This is a genomic window from Psychrobacter sp. G, assembly GCF_000418305.1.
Classification (GTDB): Bacteria; Pseudomonadota; Gammaproteobacteria; order Pseudomonadales; family Moraxellaceae; genus Psychrobacter; species Psychrobacter cryohalolentis.
In genome coordinates, this window is sequence record NC_021661.1 from 1,722,482 (window position 1) to 1,741,957 (window position 19,476).

14 protein-coding genes and 1 pseudogene are annotated in these 19,476 nt (G+C 42.6%); 3 read left to right on the plus strand and 12 right to left on the minus strand.

Annotated elements, in window-relative coordinates; genetic code table 11:
• Positions 1-198 precede the first annotated feature (198 nt).
• The 3 genes and pseudogenes from hrpA to PSYCG_RS07140 all read right to left on the minus strand — a co-directional run bounded on the left by hrpA (position 199) and on the right by PSYCG_RS07140 (position 6,924).
• Positions 199-4,412, minus strand: a pseudogene (gene hrpA / locus PSYCG_RS07130) (ATP-dependent RNA helicase HrpA).
• A gap of 269 nt (positions 4,413-4,681) precedes the next feature.
• Positions 4,682-5,278, minus strand: a complete 597-nt coding sequence (locus tag PSYCG_RS07135; RefSeq protein ID WP_020443586.1) for a DUF1543 domain-containing protein — start codon at positions 5,276-5,278, stop codon at positions 4,682-4,684.
• Between the two features lie 221 nt (positions 5,279-5,499).
• A complete protein-coding gene (locus PSYCG_RS07140; RefSeq protein WP_020443587.1) occupies positions 5,500-6,924 on the minus strand; it encodes an SLC13 family permease in 1,425 nt (474 codons plus the stop codon).
• A 385-nt stretch (positions 6,925-7,309) separates the two neighbouring features.
• Here PSYCG_RS07140 and PSYCG_RS13420 point away from each other — a divergent pair, with 385 nt between their 5' ends.
• Positions 7,310-7,471, plus strand: a complete 162-nt coding sequence (locus PSYCG_RS13420) for a hypothetical protein (RefSeq protein WP_011513753.1) — start codon at positions 7,310-7,312, stop codon at positions 7,469-7,471.
• Positions 7,472-7,519: 48 nt separating this feature from the next.
• Here PSYCG_RS13420 and PSYCG_RS07145 read toward each other — a convergent pair whose 3' ends face one another.
• Both PSYCG_RS07145 and PSYCG_RS07150 read right to left on the minus strand, forming a co-directional pair.
• On the minus strand, positions 7,520-8,215 hold the full coding sequence (locus PSYCG_RS07145) for a YoaK family protein (RefSeq protein WP_020443588.1): 696 nt from the start codon (positions 8,213-8,215) through the stop codon (positions 7,520-7,522).
• Between the two features lie 111 nt (positions 8,216-8,326).
• Complete coding sequence (locus PSYCG_RS07150; protein WP_011513755.1) at positions 8,327-9,133, minus strand: enoyl-ACP reductase; 807 nt, start codon at positions 9,131-9,133, stop codon at positions 8,327-8,329.
• 362 nt (positions 9,134-9,495) lie between these two features.
• Between PSYCG_RS07150 and folE the strand changes: the two genes are divergently transcribed.
• A complete protein-coding gene (gene folE, locus PSYCG_RS07155) occupies positions 9,496-10,092 on the plus strand; it encodes a GTP cyclohydrolase I FolE (RefSeq protein ID WP_226939345.1) in 597 nt (198 codons plus the stop codon).
• A 189-nt stretch (positions 10,093-10,281) separates the two neighbouring features.
• Here folE and PSYCG_RS13705 read toward each other — a convergent pair whose 3' ends face one another.
• The gene (locus PSYCG_RS13705) at positions 10,282-11,322 is read right to left on the minus strand and encodes a YadA family autotransporter adhesin (protein ID WP_319802583.1); all 1,041 of its coding nucleotides are present in this window, start codon (positions 11,320-11,322) and stop codon (positions 10,282-10,284) included.
• On the opposite strand from PSYCG_RS13705, the gene PSYCG_RS13585 reads away from it, so the two are divergent.
• On the plus strand, positions 11,321-11,524 hold the full coding sequence (locus tag PSYCG_RS13585; protein WP_227500731.1) for a hypothetical protein: 204 nt from the start codon (positions 11,321-11,323) through the stop codon (positions 11,522-11,524). The two genes, PSYCG_RS13705 and PSYCG_RS13585, sit on opposite strands and share 2 nt — an antisense overlap.
• 214 nt (positions 11,525-11,738) lie before the next feature.
• On the opposite strand, the gene msrA is transcribed toward PSYCG_RS13585, so the two are convergent.
• The 6 genes from msrA to gloB all read right to left on the minus strand — a co-directional run bounded on the left by msrA (position 11,739) and on the right by gloB (position 19,409).
• Positions 11,739-12,989, minus strand: a complete 1,251-nt coding sequence (gene msrA / locus PSYCG_RS07165) for a peptide-methionine (S)-S-oxide reductase MsrA (protein WP_020443590.1) — start codon at positions 12,987-12,989, stop codon at positions 11,739-11,741.
• 177 nt (positions 12,990-13,166) lie between these two features.
• The gene (locus tag PSYCG_RS07170) at positions 13,167-14,492 is read right to left on the minus strand and encodes an iron-containing alcohol dehydrogenase (protein ID WP_020443591.1); all 1,326 of its coding nucleotides are present in this window, start codon (positions 14,490-14,492) and stop codon (positions 13,167-13,169) included.
• 209 nt (positions 14,493-14,701) lie between these two features.
• Complete coding sequence (locus tag PSYCG_RS07175; protein ID WP_020443592.1) at positions 14,702-16,387, minus strand: ABC transporter ATP-binding protein; 1,686 nt, start codon at positions 16,385-16,387, stop codon at positions 14,702-14,704.
• Between the two features lies 1 nt (position 16,388).
• The gene (locus tag PSYCG_RS07180) at positions 16,389-17,471 is read right to left on the minus strand and encodes an ABC transporter permease (RefSeq protein ID WP_020443593.1); all 1,083 of its coding nucleotides are present in this window, start codon (positions 17,469-17,471) and stop codon (positions 16,389-16,391) included.
• On the minus strand, positions 17,471-18,538 hold the full coding sequence (gene yejB / locus PSYCG_RS07185; protein ID WP_011513762.1) for a microcin C ABC transporter permease YejB: 1,068 nt from the start codon (positions 18,536-18,538) through the stop codon (positions 17,471-17,473). Before yejB ends, PSYCG_RS07180 begins: the two co-directional genes overlap by 1 nt.
• 91 nt (positions 18,539-18,629) lie before the next feature.
• Positions 18,630-19,409 (minus strand): hydroxyacylglutathione hydrolase, encoded by a 780-nt coding sequence (gene gloB / locus PSYCG_RS07190; protein WP_020443594.1) that lies wholly within the window; start codon positions 19,407-19,409, stop codon positions 18,630-18,632.
• Positions 19,410-19,476 lie beyond the last annotated feature (67 nt).

A 19,476-nucleotide genomic window follows, 5' to 3' on the forward strand; every position in this document is an offset into this window, starting at 1 on the left:
TTGAATATTTATTTCTCTAGAAAGGCTTGTAAGGTATGAGCTTAGCAGCCAGTGTCATGATAATATCTAAGATATCTATATAAGCGGTTGAATAAGCTTTTTGATAATACGGGCAAGAGTGTCATGCTTTTAGCAAATGGCAACTAAAAACATGACCATAAAAATTTGCGAATGGTTACTGAAGTACTTACTTTTATGCTAACTCATTTTATCCCATATCTTACTGAGACGCTTGGGCGATACCGCCATACGGGTTTTCATCGGCTGAGCAAACAGTTGAATGCGGTACTCCTCGACCATCCAGCGGTAATCGCTGATGGCTTTATCATTAGCACGTCCTGCAAGTCTTTCCATATGTAAGTCAAGGGCATAGACGCCATCGAGGTCGGCTTCGACATTGTGCTCAAGACGGTCGATACGAATCTCTAGCGCTTCCAGATAGCGTGGATACTGCTGCCAGTGGCTATAATCCATACGATAAACAAAATCAGCCAAATGTAAATCTGCTAACTGATCTTCAATATCTTCAATAGACTCGCCAAATATCTCTCGATCAAGCATTAGCATGCTTTGGCGAATACGTTGCCAGCGGGTATAAACGTTTTTGAGCGTTTTTATGATCGTTTGACCAATCAGCAAAAAGTTACTTAGTAGCACATCGAGCGTTTGGCTATACTCTTCAGGAGTAAAGGGTAGCTCCTCACTGAGTCCAACCGCAACATCATTAGCACTCTCAGGTAGGTCTGCCGTATGATCAAACAATACATAGTGCTCTTCGAGTGTTGCATCTAAAGTCGCATCAATAATGATAGTCTTAAGCTTTTCCATATCGCCAAGCGGTGCGAATGCCAGTTTAAATATGTTATCAACTTGACTGGTCAGCTGTTTTTTCTTTGAGCCAAGTCTGCTTTTGATTAGCGTTAACACCCCGATACGGTGCGCCTGCAGTGCTGCATTAACATCGGTATATTGATGGATAGATACCGCTTCACCTGCCTCATCAGCAACCAAAGCAGCAAACTGCTTCATAACCACGCCTGCGCTATGATGGTTTTTACTAAAGGCAAAGTGTTCAGGAAATTCTGTATGCGCGCCTTGCTGCTCATTCACCGCTTGGCGCGTCTGAGAAGCATGGCGAATCTGTAGCGTTTGCAGATCGCGTCCTTTTTCGATGATACGGTTCTTATCATCGACCACGCAGATTTGTGGCTGCAAATAACGATCAATACTAGACGGATTAAAATGCTCTGTAGTAACTGACATAATGCCACGGCGGTTAAGTGCTTGGCAAAGCTGTTTTAATAACCCCTGTCCACCCGCAGGCTGCAATTCATCAAACAAGCTATCGGCAGTATCAGGAATAGGTACAATCTGACGACGAATATCTTTTGGTAATGATTTTAATAATTGCAATACCAGCTCATAACGCCAACCAGGTACACCCCATAACAGCTCAATCGCATCAAGCTGCGGTAGGGCGACAAGCGGCACACGGATGGTCACCCCATCATCATCGCTTGCTGGATCAAAGATATAGCGTAGTGGCAGCTTTAAGTCACCCAGCTTCCAAACTTCTGGGAAATCGCCTGTGGTCGGTGCTTGGCTATTAAGCACGTCTTCATCGGTAAAGAACAGATACTTAGTATCGGTTTTTTCAACTTCGGCACGCCAGTCTTCAAACGTTTTGCGGCTCGCAATATGATCGGGGATTTTTTTATCATAAAACTGATACAAGGACTCTTCATCGACCAATAGATCACGGCGGCGTAATTTATCCTCGATACGTTCAATATCAGCAATTTTATCCATATTATGCTGTAAGAACGGTGCTTGTCTACCTAAATTTCCAGTAACCAGACCGTCACGGATAAATATCTCACGCGACTCGCTTAGATTAACTTGCTCATAGTTGGTCAGTTGCTTGCTGATAATAATCAGACCAAATAAACTGATTTGGGCATAAGCTTTAACGCGGCCAGTTTTTTTCGACCAATGTGGCTCAAAGTAGTGATACTTTAATAAGTTGCCGGCGGCTGAGATAATCCATTCTGGTTCAATCTTGGCAACGGTACGCATAAAGACTTGCGATGTCTCAACCACTTCAAAAGCCATGACCCAAGGTGGTATTTGTTTAAATACCGTACTTGCCGGGAATATTTTGGCTTTTTGCTGGCGAGCGGCTAAGTATTCACCGCGATTTTCAGTTTTGTGAGCAATCGTAGACAACAAACCCGTCAACAATGCGCGATGTAAATTGGCGTATTTAACCGCTTTGAGTGCTTCATCTTCAATCGCGGTAGGGTCACTGTGAGTCACTTCTTTCGAGGCATTCTTGTCAGCAGTTTTTGCCTCATTAGCATCAGTCAGCTTAAGCTCAGTGACCATTTGTACTAACTGACGATAGGTTTGACTCCACTCCCGTACACGCGGGAAGCTTAGATAGTTTTTCTTCGTAAACTGCTTACGCTGATTGCCAGACAACTTATTGCCATCTTCGTCTTTTTCAAACAGGGCTTTCCACAGACTTAAATAGAATAAAAAATCAGAGTCATCTTGGCGAAATTCAGCATGCTTCTGATCCGCTTGCTGGCGCTTATTTACTGGCCGCTCGCGTGGATCTTGGACAGCAAGCGCCGCAACGACAATGAGCATTTCTCGGATACAATCAAAATCGCTACCAGCTACCAGCATACGTGCCAGCCTTGGATCGATTGGCATACGTGCCATCTTTTGACCAGTCGGTGTCAGAACCAGATGATCCAGTCCCTGTTTTGATTTTGGCTTGTTAGTTTTTTTAGCTGAAGGTACGTCGTTTTTAGCAGTAATCGCGCCCAATTCATCAAGCAATTTATGTCCATCAGTAACCAAGCGACTGTCAGGCGGCTCAATAAAGGCGAAATCATCGACGCTTCCTAGGCGCAGATTTGCCATTTGTAAAATAACGGATGCTAAGTTAGTGCGTAAAATCTCAGGTTCCGTAAATTCAGGACGACCAGTAAAGTCCTCTTCGCTATATAAACGAATACAAACACCCGGCGCAACACGACCGCAACGCCCTTTACGCTGATTGGCAGCAGCTTGTGAAATGGCTTCAATTGGTAAACGCTGTACGCGCGAACGATAAGAATAGCGTGATATACGCGCAAAACCCAAATCAATCACATAGCGAATGCCAGGTACGGTCAATGCCGTCTCAGCGACGTTAGTCGCGATAACAATACGTCGGCCGCGACCTGATGGCTGAAAGATACGCTGTTGCTCTTCATAAGTCTGCCGTGCAAATAGTGGCAACACTTCTGTATGCTTAGGTCCATGACGCTCAAGTACTTCCTGTAGCTCACGAATCTCAGCTTCAGTGGCTGCAAATATCAAGATATCTGCTTGATCAGCATGACCTTTGTTTTGTGCATCGCTAAAGCATTCTTCCACTGCAGCAACCACCGCACGCGGCAGATTCTCTTCAAAGTCATCGTAGCTATCATCGTCTGAGCTGGTTACAGGCTCATCTGTTAACGGACGATAACGCACTTCGACAGGGAAGCTTCGTCCTTCGACATTAAAAATAGGCGCAGGAATTTGCCGTTTAAGCTTATTATCGTAGCGACTAAAGTATTCACTAAAGCGTTTAGTGTCCAGTGTCGCTGAGGTAATAATGACTTTTAAATCAGGGCGCTTGGGCAGCAGTTTTTTTAAATAACCCATAATAAAGTCAATGTTTAAACTACGCTCATGGGCTTCATCAATAATAATAGTATCGTATTTACTCAAAAACGATCATGACCAAGTTCAGCAAGCAAAATACCATCAGTCATTAGTTTAACGACAGATTGCGCCGTGCCTTGCTCGTTAAAGCGAATCTTGAAGCTGACCGTATTACCAAGCTGCTCGCCCAATTCTTCAGCGATACGGTTTGCCACACTGCGTGCCGCCAGTCGTCGAGGCTGTGTATGCCCTATTTGCCCACGTATACCGCGCCCTGCTAACATTGCTAACTTAGGCAGTTGCGTAGTTTTACCGGAGCCTGTCTCGCCTGCAACGATAATCACTTGGTTATCAATGATTGCCTGAATCAAATCATCACCACGTTGACTAACAGGGAGATCCTGATTCAGTTTTTCTGCCAGCCTATCTGGAATGCTCTCTATACGCGCTTGCACCGCTTGCTGCGAGCGAGCTTTTAATTGCTCATATTGGGCGCGTTTTTTATCCAAATCATTGCTATTTTTAACGTTGTGTATGCCATCCGTATTGCTATTTTTATTAGCAGACGATTTTGCACGTGCCAGCTCACGCTCAAGGCGACTGAGATAATACTCGTCCTTTGCGAGCACAGGTAAATTAGCAACAGAAATAACCTGTTGAGTATCCACACTTTTCTGCGTATTTTTTGTCTCGGTGTTCAGATTTTCCATTTGTACAGGCTGGCTTTTTTCTTGATTTTCTTTTGAAGTATCAGGCATATTTACTTAGGCTATTTATTATTTAGGAGTAGTTAGATTATGGGGATAATTGAGCTGCGATTCAAGTTACTCGTGTATGGCCTAGACTTGAGTTGTTGCTTATAGAACGTATCAAATTTATAAAATAACCAAAAATCTCACAGAGATAAGGAGTGATTAGACGTATCTCTTATAAACGTATCTCTTAGAAGTCATAAATACATAAGCGACAATTAATATTATCACAGTGCTAATTTTTTAAGATTTTTAATACTTAAATATCCTACGTATTTTTTATCTTCTATGACATTTATGCTTTTATCAAGCGCTCTGGCAAGAGGCTCGATAATGATTTTAACATTTGAGATAAGATCATTGACGTTATATATGTCGTCTATATCTACCTCAAACTTGTCATCAACATGTGAGGCAGCGTTAAAAGGAGACGCTTTATCTTTAAAAGTAAATTGTTTATAAAATTCGCTCTGTTTTGCTTGTTTAACTGCATCTGCTTGACTATCAGCCACGATAAGTAGCTTATAATGAAATTCTTCAAAACTGCCCTGCTGATAGCCGCCTAAATTGATAAAGAATAGCTTTAAGTCGTTGGCGCACTCTGCTTGAATATTGGATTCCACTAATTTAATCGCATAATTATCAACTTTGCTAATAGCGCGGTATGAATCAATATGCCACTTATTTTTCACTTCAGGCCAATGATTATTGATATCTGCTATTAATTCATTAACCTGATTGGCCACGCCAAAAAATATATCGTGTTGTTCAATCAACCGCCCTTTGGGGCGACCGCCTAATTGAATCATATATAGGGTTAACATTTTAGAGACTCCTTAGACATCTTATACGTTCCTTGTTAGATAAACCTAGTCAGTTAATAGTCATCCCAATCTGCTTTGAGCAGCTAATAAATTAATGATAGCAAGAAAGAAATGATAAGTATTTCATACCGACATTATGACTACTAGTAAATGAAAAACCCAATGTTTAAGAATCACTTAAACATTGGGTTTGTTCGGTTATAACTGTTTTCACTTATAGGTTATAGTAAGAAAAAATATGCCCACAAACCTATGATAAAGGTAGAAATAATATTCAGTATGACACCAACACGTATCATCTCTGTCTGCTTAATAAGACCCGTCCCAAAGACAATAGCGTTTGGTGGCGTGGCAACTGGTAGCATAAATGCGCAAGAAGCACCGATACCAATAATCATGACTAATACTGCAGGTGGTAGACCCATTTGCTCAGCAATAGCCGCAAACACAGGGACTAACAAGGCGGCAGAAGCCGTATTAGAAGCAAATTCTGTCAAGAATATAATGAATGCCGCAACTGCCAGTACCACGACGATAAGCGGTGCAGAGGACAGTCCATTAGCAACTGCTTGACCAAGAACCAACGATGCGCCTGACACTTTTAACACCGTTGATAGTGCAATACCACCACCGAACAGCATGAGTACGCCCCAGTCGGTATTGTCAGAAACTTGCTTCCATGAAACCAACCCTAAGCTCACCACTGCTGATGCTGCTAACAATGCCACAATAGAATCAACATCATCAATATTAAGTGCAGCACCAATTTGTTTCGAGAGTATCCAGCTTAGCGCTGTGACGATAAATACAATAATCGTTAGTACACGTGGCTTATTCCATGCAATAGCCTCATCATCTTCGTTCAGCGTGACCTGACGATTAAGATTGGGCTTGAGGAATAAATACATCGCACCGAGCAATAATGGCAGCAGCACCAACATCATCGGAATACCAAACTTCATCCAATCGACAAACGCGATATCCAGCGCTTTTGCAGCAATAGCATTGGGTGGTGAACCAACGATCGTACCCAAACCACCAAGGCTGGCAGAATAGGCAATACCTAATAGTACGAACACAAAAGTGCCACGGTCTTTTTCGCGGTCAACCTGCGTTAGAATACCAAGCGCCAGTGGCAACATCATCGCTGCAGTAGCCGTATTTGATATCCACATCGATAAAAATGCGGTGACCCCAAATATTAGGAATACCGCATTCCTCAGATTGCCACCTGACATTGATAGAATCTTGAGCGCTATTTTCCTGTCTAATTGCTGCACATGCAATGCCGCCGCTAGTGCAAAGCCACCAAAAAACAAATAGATAATTGGGTTAGCAAAGCTTTGTAAGCCAATTTCAGCATCGAAATCCGGCAAACCAATTAGCGCTCCTACGACCACCACCAATATCGCTGTAATCGTCACATGTACCGCTTCAGTTAACCATAAAACGCCGATAAAGAACAACATAGCGAGGCCTTTATTGGCACTGATATCATACGGCAATACGTTATAGATAAACAGACTGATAACCGCCGCGATAGCGACAACTATCAATCCTTTACCGGTACCTTTTGGGAAGGTATCTGTAAATAAATACTCGTTGCCATCATTAGGAAGATGGCTATCTAATTTTTTCTCTGACATATAATGTCCTTATTGTACCCAAAGACGGTGTTAAAAATTATAAACATAAAGACGTATTTCAGCCGTTAACCATACCTTTATAATCGTACTTAATAACAGTACTGACAAAAACAAGGTGCCATCATAGCAGAAATATTATCCACCAAAATATTATCAATATAGACATATTGAAAACCTTGTCAGAAATATAATCTTTATTTCATCTATCCAAAACCAATTGACTTTATAAGTATGGATTTAAGTCTATTTTGAAAAACCAGAAGTTTGTCTTAGACAAAGTTACATACCGTCACTAAATATGTTCATATCTTCCCTGTACAACTCATAAGCTGTATCACATACTGAGTTGGTGAAGAACGTTAATAAAAACAACTAGGAGATTCTCATGGCAGATGACAACAAAACTGACTCAACGACGAAAATGGCACCAAAAGACATCAACCAAGATGGATTGGCTAAAGAAGATCAGCAGCGTACTGACGATTCTGCGTTAGATATGATGCAAGGGTTGCACGAACATGAAGACCATAAAGAAGACGATCAGTAGTCTGTATGGATTCGATTGAAATAAAATTTAAAAATGAATAAGCGCTTATCAAACTGATGGGCGCTTTTTTCTTGGCTGTCTTTTTTCTGGTAGATTGTCTGATACATAGTTGTATACAAAGGCTGCGCTCAAAACAATAGTAATAGGCAAAAACAACGCACCATAGCCGACTCTGGCATATAAAAAAGCACCTACGGCACTGCCAGCGCAAAAACAGTACCAAATAATCGCCTGAAAACCTAATGTTGGCTTACTGATGCGACGACCCGCCAGCCAATTACCGATGGCAGCGCCCATATCTGAGGTTAGTCCTGTTAAATGCGTGGTACGAATAACTGCACCGCTATAAGTGGCAACCATCGCATTCTGTAAGCCACATGCTATAGCAGCGGCAAGCTGTCCTAGATAATCGTGCTGCTGGTATAACCAATAGCTTATTAACAATAATGCCGCTTCAATATAAAGCGCATTGCCATAACGTCGACCAAGCTTCAATGACGTCTGACCGATAACAAAACCACTTAATACAGCCCCTGCCAAAAAAGACAGCAGTAACGCGCCGATAAATAAAAGGCTTCGAATGTCTAAGTAAGCGATAGCAGCGGCAAACAAGCTTACGTTACCTGTCACATGCGAGACAGATAAATTGGTAAAACCCATTAATGCTGCCGTATTGACACAGCCTGCACTGAATGCCAATACGGCGCCACCCCACAATATCCATCTTGGTAATTTGGTTATCATATTCGTCGCTTAATGGCTTATCAGCAAAAAACCCATAGTATAATCAAAAAAGACAGCCGATTGGCTGCCTTCCTTACTTCTCATTATATATCGTTGAGAATTGCCTTTTAACTATTTCGGCTCATCAAGCATCATTAGCTGCTCGCTGATCGCAACCGTATTGAAGCCTGCATCAACAAACATAATCTCGCCAGTGATACCAGATGCCCAAGGCGACAATAAAAATAGTGCGGCATTACCGACTTCAGCTTGAGTAATATTACGCTGTAACGGGGCGATTTTTTCACTGATATCAAGCATTTTACGGAATGACTTGATGCCACTGGCAGCAAGCGTACGAATAGGACCTGCCGAGATCGCGTTGACGCGAATGCCCTCACCGCCCATAGAAGTTGCAAGGTAGCGAACACTGGCTTCAAGACTCGCCTTTGCCATACCCATAACGTTGTAGTTTGGCAATACTGAAATACTGCCTTCATAAGTCAACGTCAACATTGAGCCGTGGCGCATAGCAAGTAGCTCACGCGATGCTTTTGCCAATGCCACAAAGCTATAGCTTGAGATATCATGGGCGATATGACTGCCTTCACGGGTTGTCGCATTGACGAAATCACCATCAAGCTGATCCATCGGTGCAAAGCCAATCGCATGTACTACGCCATTAATGCCATCGCCCCAATGGGCAGTGACTTGCTCAAAACAAGCCGCAATAGACGCATCTGATGCCACGTCACACTCAAGTACCAAATCAGCCTCAAATGCTTCAGCCGCCATATCTACCCGTTTTTTGATTTTATCATTAGGATAAGTCAAAATTAACGACGCGCCTTCACGATGTAGTGCTTCAGCGATTGCCCAAGCGATAGATAGTTTGCTAGCGATGCCTGTAACGACAAAACGCTGTCCTTGTAATAGCATAATATTTCCTTTTAAGTCAATTTAGGTCATTTAAATGATCGATTATTTTTAATAGTTGGCTAACAAATAGCGAGTGGAAGTACCAATTGAAAGATGGGTTATTATACACGAATTGATTTAAGTAAACAGTCGTAAACTGTATTTGCTTACACTGTATTAATGCCTAATCCCGCTCAATAATACCATTTAATATTGATAAAACGGTGAACTACCGGCTACAGCAGTATGAAGTTAAGTAGATTTCGAGTATAATCACAGCCCTCCCAGCTTGCACAATTTTTATAATAATCCTTTACAACCATTGTTTGTAACTAAGGATTTAGCGTTAAGCTACACCCACATTTTGGATGGCTGCCAAACTTATGAGCAATACCGCAACAATAGCATCAGACTACCAAGAAAGCATCGAATCCTATCGCCAGCTCATCGCCTCAACGGGTGAGGACTTGCATCGTCCAGGACTTGAAGACACCCCAACACGTGCTGCCAAAGCATTTGCGCATTTGACCAAAGGCTATCATCAAAGCTTAGATGAAGTCGTTAATGACGCTTTGTTTCCATCGACCAACCGTGAGCTAGTATTGGTACAGAATATTGAGTTTTATTCATTGTGCGAGCACCATATGTTGCCTTTTCACGGTGTAGCACACATTGGTTATTTACCAAACGGTCAAGTGTTAGGGTTGTCTAAATTTGCTCGTATCGTCGATATGTTTTCTCGTCGCTTGCAAGTTCAAGAGAATTTAAGCGAACAAATAGCGCAGACGATTATGGATGTGACGGGCTGCCGCGGTGTAGCTGTCGTGATGGATGCCGCTCACATGTGTATGATGATGCGCGGTGTCAATAAGCAACACTCTACTACGCGCACAATGTCGATGTTAGGTGAGTATGTACATGACAATCAAGCGCGCAATGAGTTCTTAGATGCTGTACCGAAGCGTAAACCTGCTTTTTAATGTTGAAGATTAATATTACCTAATTATAAAAAGGACGCTCATGCGTCCTTTTCTCGATTATCTTTTTAGTATTTCAAATATAGTTCACTGGCCATAATCTATTCAATAGTGATAAGAACATAATTAGACTTCATAAAAAAACCTGCCGTATGGCTACGACAGGTTAAAAAAACTAAATCAATAAAATGACTATTGACCAAATATGTAAGACATACCAACTCGGCCGCCGAACTTTGAGTCAGCAAAACCAAATGCACCACTGACTGACGTGCGACCATTATCTAACATTGTAGCGGCACCAATAGCTAAAGCACTTTCACCCTCATAATGACCCACACCACCAAACACAGCAACCTTGCCTGGTTGGAGATTGGGGATAGCCTGTTGTGTTGCTAAAGAAATAGCCACGCCACTATTGGCTGTTTTTTCCACATCATCGACTCGACGATTTATGCCGTTAGAGTAATTCTGAAAGCTGTTATTCAAAACGTCATACTTAGTATCAGTATAAGTATTGGCATCAGTCACTGCTTTGAGCCTAGCCGTATTTAATTGTGTGACATTAACCGCATCAGAACCCTGTGTACCAGCTGCCACATTAATTATCTGACGCTCACTACCTACTGAGCCAACTGATACTGTGTTATCACGGTTTGCTGTGGAGTCACTTCCAAGAACAACTGAGTTATTCACTCCCGTACTGATGCCGTTTCCTAAAACTACTGTGTTGTTGCCGGTGACCGTATTATTATTGCCGAAGCTATAGCTACCTGAGCCACTTACTGTGCTTGGATCGCCAATTGCACCAGAGTTTTTACCGGTTACTAAATTGCCCACACCAATACTAATAGATTGGCTGCCTTCAGCTACTGCGCCATTACCTATTGCAATAGAATCTTTACCTGTGGCTTGGGCTGGTGTCGCTGTACTATTAGAGGTCTGTATAGCAACATTGATATTAGCATCCTTACCTGCCTCACCTTTAGCGCCAGTCAAACCTTGGATGCCTTGTTCCCCTTGAGCACCAGTTAGACCGATGTCGCCTTTATCACCCTTGGCGCCAGTTTCGCCTTTGGCACCAATTTCACCCTGTAGGCCTTTAGCACCAGTATCACCTTTAGCACCATCCATACCAGCAGGACCCATAGGACCCATAGGACCCATAGGACCTGGCATTCCAGAGTATCCACAATCCCATGGATGCATATCGCAATAAGGATCATATGCCATGGCAGACTCTGTTGTTAACCATATGCCGCTAACTGCTAGCATACTGATTGTTAAAAATGATATTTTTATATTTGCTCCGCGCATTTTATTATCGGCAGAATTTACTACTACAAGACCCGACACTGTATTCAATTCTTTTTTTAACATAACTCTTCCTTGTAATTTACACACTAAGAAATTCCAATCTAGCCATCAAAAATAACATTAAATTTCAATTATTACTAAACTGATACATTGTACTAATAATTATGACATGAAAATTTAAGAAAATATATTCATTTTTTTTGATAGATAGATATGTTCTCTATTATGTTCAATAAGACTATATAGCATCACATAACAAAAACCGCTTATCATATCAGTAGTTAACTACTGATATGATAAGCGGTTTTTGATTTCTTATGACAGTAAGGGAATTAGCTAGCTGATTTTACGTCATTGATCCATCTACCATAGCCAGCCGCTTCCATCTGCGCCAGTGGGATAAAACGCATTGCTGCTGAGTTCATGCAATAGCGCTTACCCGTCGGTGCCGGACCATCGTCAAATACATGACCGACGTGTGAATCGGCATAACGGCTACGAATCTCGGTACGGGTGCCAAATATTCCTCGATCTGCCTTTTCTACGACAAAGCTAGCATTCAGTGGACGAGTAAAGCTCGGCCAACCTGTACCGGACTTGTATTGATCACGAGACGAATATAATGGTTCACCTGATACTACATCGACATACAGTCCAGGTTCTTTATTATCCCAATATTCGTTATCAAAAGCGCGCTCAGTACTATCTTCCTGAGAGACTTTATATTGAATGTCACTTAGTGATTTTTTAAGATCAGCTTTTGTCGGTTTTACAAAGGTATCTGGGTCAAAGCCTGCACTTGTCTTAACTGTCGACGGCTTTACTGCAGTTGACGAGGTATTCGACATTGCTGACTTTGCACTGGTTACAGTCGGTTTGAATTGGTTGAAATCTAACTCATATTTTTTACCATAGACACTTTCAATGAACTGGTAGCGACCAGAGTTAAACGTATAGGCTTTATAACGTAGTGGATTCTTTTTGTAATAATCCTGATGATACTCTTCTGCTGGATAAAATTCGCTAACAGGCACAATCTCGATTACGACTGGCTTTTTATAGACGCCAGAGGCTTGCAGCGATTGCTTAGCAGCTTCGGCTATCTGCTTTTCATGCTCACTATTATAAAAAATAGCTGGGCGATACTGGGTGCCTCTATCTACAAACTGACCTTTATCATCAGTAGGATCAGCGATTCGCCATAGTGCTTGAACGATACCATTGTAGGTAATCTTGGTTGGATCATAATAAACTTGGGCTGCTTCAGTATGCCCTGTACCACCAGCTGAAACAGTACTATAAGTTGGATTTTTAGATTCGCCACCTGTATAACCTGACACTACCTCTACCACACCAGGAATCTTTTCATAACCCGCCTCGACACACCAAAAGCAACCACCAGCGACCGTTGCTACTGCTAAATTAGGGTCAGTAGGCGCATAAGGATTGTCAATGGAAACATTTTTTATGGTAGGCGGTTTTTCAGTGGAGGCGCAACCGACATAAAAGACACTGCTCGCTACTATCGCCATGCCCACGACTTTAGCTGGTAATTTATAATTCACTAATAATCGGTGTGTCATGAAAGGCTCCTAAGGGTAATATCATGTAACCATCGTAACCCTTAGGTCTCACAGAAATATTCCTAAAGTGTTGTTTATATACACCATATTTAACGAATGGCCATAAAAAAAGCTTATTACCTTTCGATAATAAGCTTTCTATTAATTCATGACTAGATTATTCATTTAGCAAATCATCTATGCAACTTTATCGCTCTTAACATCAGTATCGGCATGCTCATCACTGGCTTGCTGAATCTTCGTTAAAATGCTCTTGATTTCAGATGCTGACAGATACGTTGGCACCGCATAAGTATCGCTGACTTCTTTAGCTGCGGCTTTAGCAATGCTATCAAAGTCAGTGGTTTTCATACCTTTAACCGTTGGATCAATATTTAAAGTAGCGATCAATTCGCGAACTTGCGCAATCAGATTATCTGCAATCACAGCATCACTCTTGCCGGCTTGACCATCCTTAACCATACCCGTTTTTCTAGCCAGATCTGCTAGTCTTTTTTTGCTTGCTTGACGATTGACATCAAGTACATAAGGTAACACGATGGCATTGGCGCGACCATGAGGAATACTATAATACGCACCAAGCTGATGAGCGATGGCATGGACATAGCCAAGGCCCGCTTTATTAAAGGCAATACCGCCGTAATGAGCGGCAATACCCATTGCTTCTCTGGCTTTGAGATTGCCGCCGTCTTTATATACTACTGGCAGATTCTGCATAACTGACTTCACCGCAGAAGCCGCATAATAGTCGGTCTCGACGCTCGCATTAGCACTCATCCAAGCTTCTAAGGCGTGGGTCAACACATCGATACCCGTATCCGCTGTGATATGAGCCGGCATCCCTTTCATAATAACTGGGTCAATAGCGGCGGCTAATGGCACCATTCTTGGGTCGATAGATAGTGCTTTTTGATGGGTTTTATCATCTGATACAACTGCACCAAGTGTCGCTTCCGAACCAGTACCCGCAGTTGTAGGCACACAGTACAGCGGTACAGAAGGCTTTCGTGCTTTAAGAATACCGATAAGTTGCTGCGGCTTGCAATTGTTGCCTTGTGACATAGCAATCATTTTAGCTGCATCAATCACAGAGCCACCGCCGATAGCAATAATAGAATCGCATTTAGCATCAATGGAGATGCGTAGCCCTTCTTCAACCACTTTAAAAGTAGGGTCTGGAGTAATACCGTCATAGACTTTATAGCGGATATTTTTGCTATCTAGATAATCAGTGACTTTTGCAGGTATACCAAGCTTATTCAATACCGCATCAGTGACGATAAAGACATTGGTGCTACCTTCATTAATAAGCATGTCGCATAGCTCATCACAAGAGCTTTCGCCGACGAATAACATCGGTCTTCTAATCGGGATAACATAAGCGAAGGCTTTTAGTACTTTGGCGCGTGTCTTGGCAACGGCTAAATAGCCAGCATGCTGTAATCCATCGGTACTTACTAACTTACTACTTACTAATTTAGCAATACTATTTTGTTTTTTCATGGGTATAAAAATCCTTTTTTAATGATGCTTTTAATGGTAATAATGACCGTTTGAACTAACCGAATAAATCAAGGTTCAAATAATATACATAGGACTAGGTTCTATATAAAGTAAACTACTGTCCAAACTTATTGTACCATTGCGATTTTTGGTATGTCGCTATTAGTATGAACTGCTATGTTCTGAGTATTTAGTATCATTTACTTAGGCTATATCACATTCGCCTGAAATAATTGCTTTGCATACGGATGTTGTGGATTATTGAACACGTCTTCGGTACGCCCAAACTCAATGCACTTGCCTTCTTTTAACACTATAATTTGCTGACACAAGGCACGGACTACTTTTAAATCATGACTGATAAACACATAGCTGATTTGCAGTTTCTCTTGAATTGCACGTAGCAAATTCACTACAGTGACTTGCGTAGTGCTATCAAGCGCAGACGTTGGCTCATCCAATATTAAGAGACTTGGCTGCATAATAAGGGCACGAGCCAGAGCCACCCGTTGACGCTGACCACCTGATAGCTCGTGCGGATAACGCTGCGCAAACTCTAACGGTAAATGCACGGTAGCAAGACTGTTCATTACTGCCTGCTGACGTGCTACTTTAACAACGCCTTGTACTAACAACCCTTCTTCGACGATTTCCATGACAGTCATACGAGGGTTAATACTGGCAAATGGATCTTGAAAAACCATTTGAATCTGTGAGCGGAAGGTGCGCAAATCACGTTTTGATAACGCCGCAATATCTTGATTATTCACCATTATCTGACCACTGACACGCGCTTGATTGCTAAGTAACTGACTTAACGCAAGCGCTATGGTAGTTTTCCCTGAGCCTGACTCACCAACGATGCCCAATGCCTGACCTTTTTGCAGGCTCATATCGACATCTTTAACAGCCATGAACCAGCGTTTGGTACCACCAAACAGACTTTTTTCAATTGGAAACTGTACGTGTAAATTGCTGACTTGCAATACGGTTGATTGCTGAATTTTATCATCATTAGAGAAGTTCAGCGCTTGGCCAAAGTCTTGTTTGATAAGCGAGCGGGTATATTCTGCTTTAGGTTGACTAAATACCGCTGCAGTTCCACCCTGCTCAATAGTCTGCCCTTGACGCATAACGATGACTTCATCACTGTAGCGCCTGACCAGATTGAGGTCATGGCTAATCAATATCATCGCCATATCATGCTGACGTTTAAGATTATCTAATAGAGCGAGAATCTCATGTTGCAAGGTTACATCAAGCGCGGTGGTTGGCTCATCAGCGATTAAGATGTCAGGTTGCTGCGCTAATGCCATGGCAATCATCACCCGCTGACGCTGACCACCCGATAACTCATGCGGATAGCGATTTAGCTTATCAGTAGGATCGGTGATATTGACATCATTTAACAAGGCGATACTTTTTTCATGCCATTGATTTTTGGATACTCCGATTAGACGGAGCGATTCTGCAATTTGTTTGGCAACTGTATGCAATGGATTAAGCGCCGTCATCGGCTCTTGGAACACCATGCCGATGCGCCGCCCACGTACATCACGTAGAGCTGCATTACGTGTTCTATCGTTGGCTATTGGTAATGTAGTCATTCCTACTGTATCTGCTAACTGCACTTTACCAGTAACGGTCAAGCTATCTGGGAGCAAGCCTAATAGCGCGAGACTTGCGATCGATTTACCAGAGCCGGATTCACCAACGATGGCTAGTGTTTGACCTTGCCTGAGCTCATACGTTAGCTTATCGACTAAAACAGTACCCGAAGTGGTTGCAATGTTAAGCTTATCCACTGTCAGCATGAGCTTATTTGATATATTGATATGATTGTCATTTAAAAGACTATTTTGCTCAGTAGCAATTGTCATATTCTCAGTTGTCATATTAAGAGCGCCTCGGATCAAAGGCATCACGCAGTGCTTCACCAACGAAGATGAGCAACGACAAAATAAAGGTTAAGCTAAAAAATCCCGATAAGGCCAGCCAAGGCGCATCAAGGTTGTTTTTCCCTTGTACCATCAGCTCACCCAGCGACGGTGACCCAGGTGGTAAACCATAACCCAAGAAATCTAGCGCTGTTAACGCAATAATATTGGCCGTTAAAATGAACGGCAGCTGTGACAAGCTTGACGCTAGCGCATTGGGCAAGATATGCCTTAGCATGATTTGGCTGTCGGAAGCCCCCAGATTACGCGCCGCACGCACATAGTCAAAGTTGCGCGCGCGTAAAAACTCTGCTCGTACCAAGCCAACCAGCCCCATCCAACCGAACAATAACATCATTGCAAACAGCATAAAGATACTGGGGCTAAACAGGCTGACCAAGATAATAATCATAAACAGCTGCGGCATCCCGCCCCAAACCTCCATGAAGCGCTGCCCTGCCAAATCTATCCAGCCACCGTAATAACCTTGTATCGCACCGACGATAATACCAATCACTGCTCCTGCTAGTGTCAATGCCAAACCAAATAATAATGACACTCGCATGCCATACAGTATACGCGCCAGCACATCGCGACCCAAGTCATCCGTACCAAGCCAATTCTGGCTATTGGGTGCCGCTGGATATGGAATACCTAGCTCAACGTTTGGCGTCTGATCAGCAAACGGAATGATCGGCATCACATAATAACCCTGCTCAGTAATCAGCGTCTGTACCGCAGGATCTTTGTAATTGGTCTCGGTCTCAAACACTCCGCCAAAAGTCGTCTCAGGATAGGCTTTTAGTACGGGGAAGTAGTAATCGCCTTGATACTGTACAAGTAGCGGCTTGTCATTGGCAATCACATTGGCTGCCATACAGATGACAAATATCAAGGCAAAAATGAACAGCGATATGACACCAAGACGATTTTGACGAAAGCGATTAAGTCGTGCCTGCCAGATAGGATTTAGGCGACGTTTTTTTTCTATAGCAATAGCAGATGCGCTTGAGTGCGTTGAAGGTAATGGATGACTTGACATTAGCGCCCCTCAAAATCGATACGGGGATCAATTAAGTGATAACTTAAATCACTGATTAACTGTAATAACAGTCCGACCAAGGTAAAAATAAACAGCGTGCCAAATATCACGGGATAATCACGCTGCTGAATGGCTTCGAAACCTAACAAGCCCAAACCATCAAGTTTAAAAATAATCTCAATAAGGAAATTACCGGCAAAGAAAATGCCAACGATAGCCGCTGGAATACCGGCGATAATAATCAGCATGGCATTACGAAACACATGTCCGTATAGCACTTGACGCTCAGCCAAGCCTTTGGCACGAGCGGTAAGCACATATTGCTTGCCGAGCTCTTCTAAAAAGCTAAACTTGGTCAAATAGGTCAAGCCAGCGAAACCACCAACCGTACTTGCTAGCAGCGGTAGCGCCAAATGCCAAAAGTAATCTTTGATTTTACCCAGCACGCTCAATTGATCAAAATTCTCAGAGGTCAAGCCTTGCAGTGGAAAGATATTCCAGTAGCTACCACCTGCAAAAAACACCAATAATATAACGGCAAATACGAAAACGGGTATTGCATGGCCGATAGCTAGTAGCATGGCTGTGACTTTATCAATCCCTGAGCCATGATGCATGGCTTTATAGACCCCCAGTGGAATCGCTATCATATAAATCAGCAGCGTGCTCCAAAGCCCAAGCGAGATTGATACAGGGAGCTTCTCGATAATCAAGTCAGTAACCGATTGCCCTTTAAAAAACGACTCCCCAAAATCCAGCTGGGCATAATTTTTTAGCATTAGCCAAAAGCGCTCAGGCGCGGATTTGTCGAAGCCATATTGTGCATTAATCGCCGCCACCATCTCTTCTGATAGGCCGCGCGTGCCTTGATACGTACTATTATTACCTGAACTACCCGCACCAATATTACCGCCCAAGGCATTGTCTTTTGCACCTTGCTCAATCATGGCGAATTGCTGCTCAACAGGACCGCCGGGCGCTGCTTGTACAATGACAAAATTCGCCAGCAATATCAAAAATAGCGTCGGTAATATCAATAACAACCTTTTTAAGATATAACGACCCATAATGGCGGCTTCCTAATAGTAAGAAATATGGCAATAGAAAGAATGCGCAGCTAATAACTATCAAAGCGTCAGTCAAAGCATTGATTAGAATTTAAAAGTTATTTTTAAGCTCACGTAGAGCTGCAAATACAGTCAAAGATTTATCATCATCGGTATTAAACTGAGCCTTTACACCTGCAATCACACTCGGCTCTTGCGTGCGTAAAAATACATTGATCGCACGTTCATGTCCTAAAGTAACGGGGAGCGTCGGAATGCCTTGTGCGGTTTTGTCTTCTGCTTGTGCCAAAGCTTGCTGCATCGCTTCATTATCAGGCTCAATAGATAGCCCAAAACGTAGATTGCTAGCAGTATATTCATGTGCAGGATATAACAGCGTCTCAGCTGGCAGTCCATTTAGACGCTTAAAGCTGTCATGCAACTGCTCAATCGTTCCTGTAAACACACGTCCGCATCCAGCACTAAATAAGGTATCGCCACAAAAGCAGTGCTTAAGGCCATCGATATCTAATATATAAGCCATATGGCTGGCGGTATGACCTGACACATCCCATACCTGCGCAGAGCAGCCCCACGCGCTTACTGTACTGCCATCTTTGATGGTCTGATCTTCATCGACACTATGCTCAGTATGCGCAACCAGATGCGTCATCGGATACGACTCTTGTAACTCTGCAACGCCGCCGATATGGTCATGATGATGATGAGTCGTCCAGATAGACGTCAGCTCTAATCCATTTTCCTCTAAATAAGCAACGACTGGTGCCGCTTGACCCGGATCAATAACAATGGCTTGCTTGTTACTCTCATTGATTAATGTCCAAATATAGTTGTCATTGAATGCTTTAATTGGGTGAATACGAATACTCATACTAAATCCTTACCAGTGGTTATCTTTATTGCTAATGTCTATTAAATTCTTTCAAATTACTTTTAAT

Excerpts from the sequence above, each read along its gene's own strand:
- PSYCG_RS13420 (WP_011513753.1), top strand. The coding sequence starts at position 7,310 with ATGGCAGATGACAACAAAACTGACTCAACGACGAAAATGGCACCAAAA.
- PSYCG_RS13585 (WP_227500731.1), top strand. The coding sequence starts at position 11,321 with ATGGCAGACTCTGTTGTTAACCATATGCCGCTAACTGCTAGCATACTG.
- PSYCG_RS07180 (WP_020443593.1), bottom strand. The coding sequence starts at position 17,471 with ATGTCAAGTCATCCATTACCTTCAACGCACTCAAGCGCATCTGCTATT.
- PSYCG_RS07145 (WP_020443588.1), bottom strand. The coding sequence starts at position 8,215 with ATGATAACCAAATTACCAAGATGGATATTGTGGGGTGGCGCCGTATTG.
- PSYCG_RS07140 (WP_020443587.1), bottom strand. The coding sequence starts at position 6,924 with ATGTCAGAGAAAAAATTAGATAGCCATCTTCCTAATGATGGCAACGAG.
- PSYCG_RS07175 (WP_020443592.1), bottom strand. The coding sequence starts at position 16,387 with ATGACAACTGAGAATATGACAATTGCTACTGAGCAAAATAGTCTTTTA.
- PSYCG_RS07170 (WP_020443591.1), bottom strand. The coding sequence starts at position 14,492 with ATGAAAAAACAAAATAGTATTGCTAAATTAGTAAGTAGTAAGTTAGTA.
- PSYCG_RS13705 (WP_319802583.1), bottom strand. The coding sequence starts at position 11,322 with ATGGCATATGATCCTTATTGCGATATGCATCCATGGGATTGTGGATAC.
- PSYCG_RS07135 (WP_020443586.1), bottom strand. The coding sequence starts at position 5,278 with ATGTTAACCCTATATATGATTCAATTAGGCGGTCGCCCCAAAGGGCGG.
- PSYCG_RS07150 (WP_011513755.1), bottom strand. The coding sequence starts at position 9,133 with ATGCTATTACAAGGACAGCGTTTTGTCGTTACAGGCATCGCTAGCAAA.
- yejB (WP_011513762.1), bottom strand. The coding sequence starts at position 18,538 with ATGGGTCGTTATATCTTAAAAAGGTTGTTATTGATATTACCGACGCTA.
- gloB (WP_020443594.1), bottom strand. The coding sequence starts at position 19,409 with ATGAGTATTCGTATTCACCCAATTAAAGCATTCAATGACAACTATATT.
- folE (WP_226939345.1), top strand. The coding sequence starts at position 9,496 with ATGAGCAATACCGCAACAATAGCATCAGACTACCAAGAAAGCATCGAA.
- msrA (WP_020443590.1), bottom strand. The coding sequence starts at position 12,989 with ATGACACACCGATTATTAGTGAATTATAAATTACCAGCTAAAGTCGTG.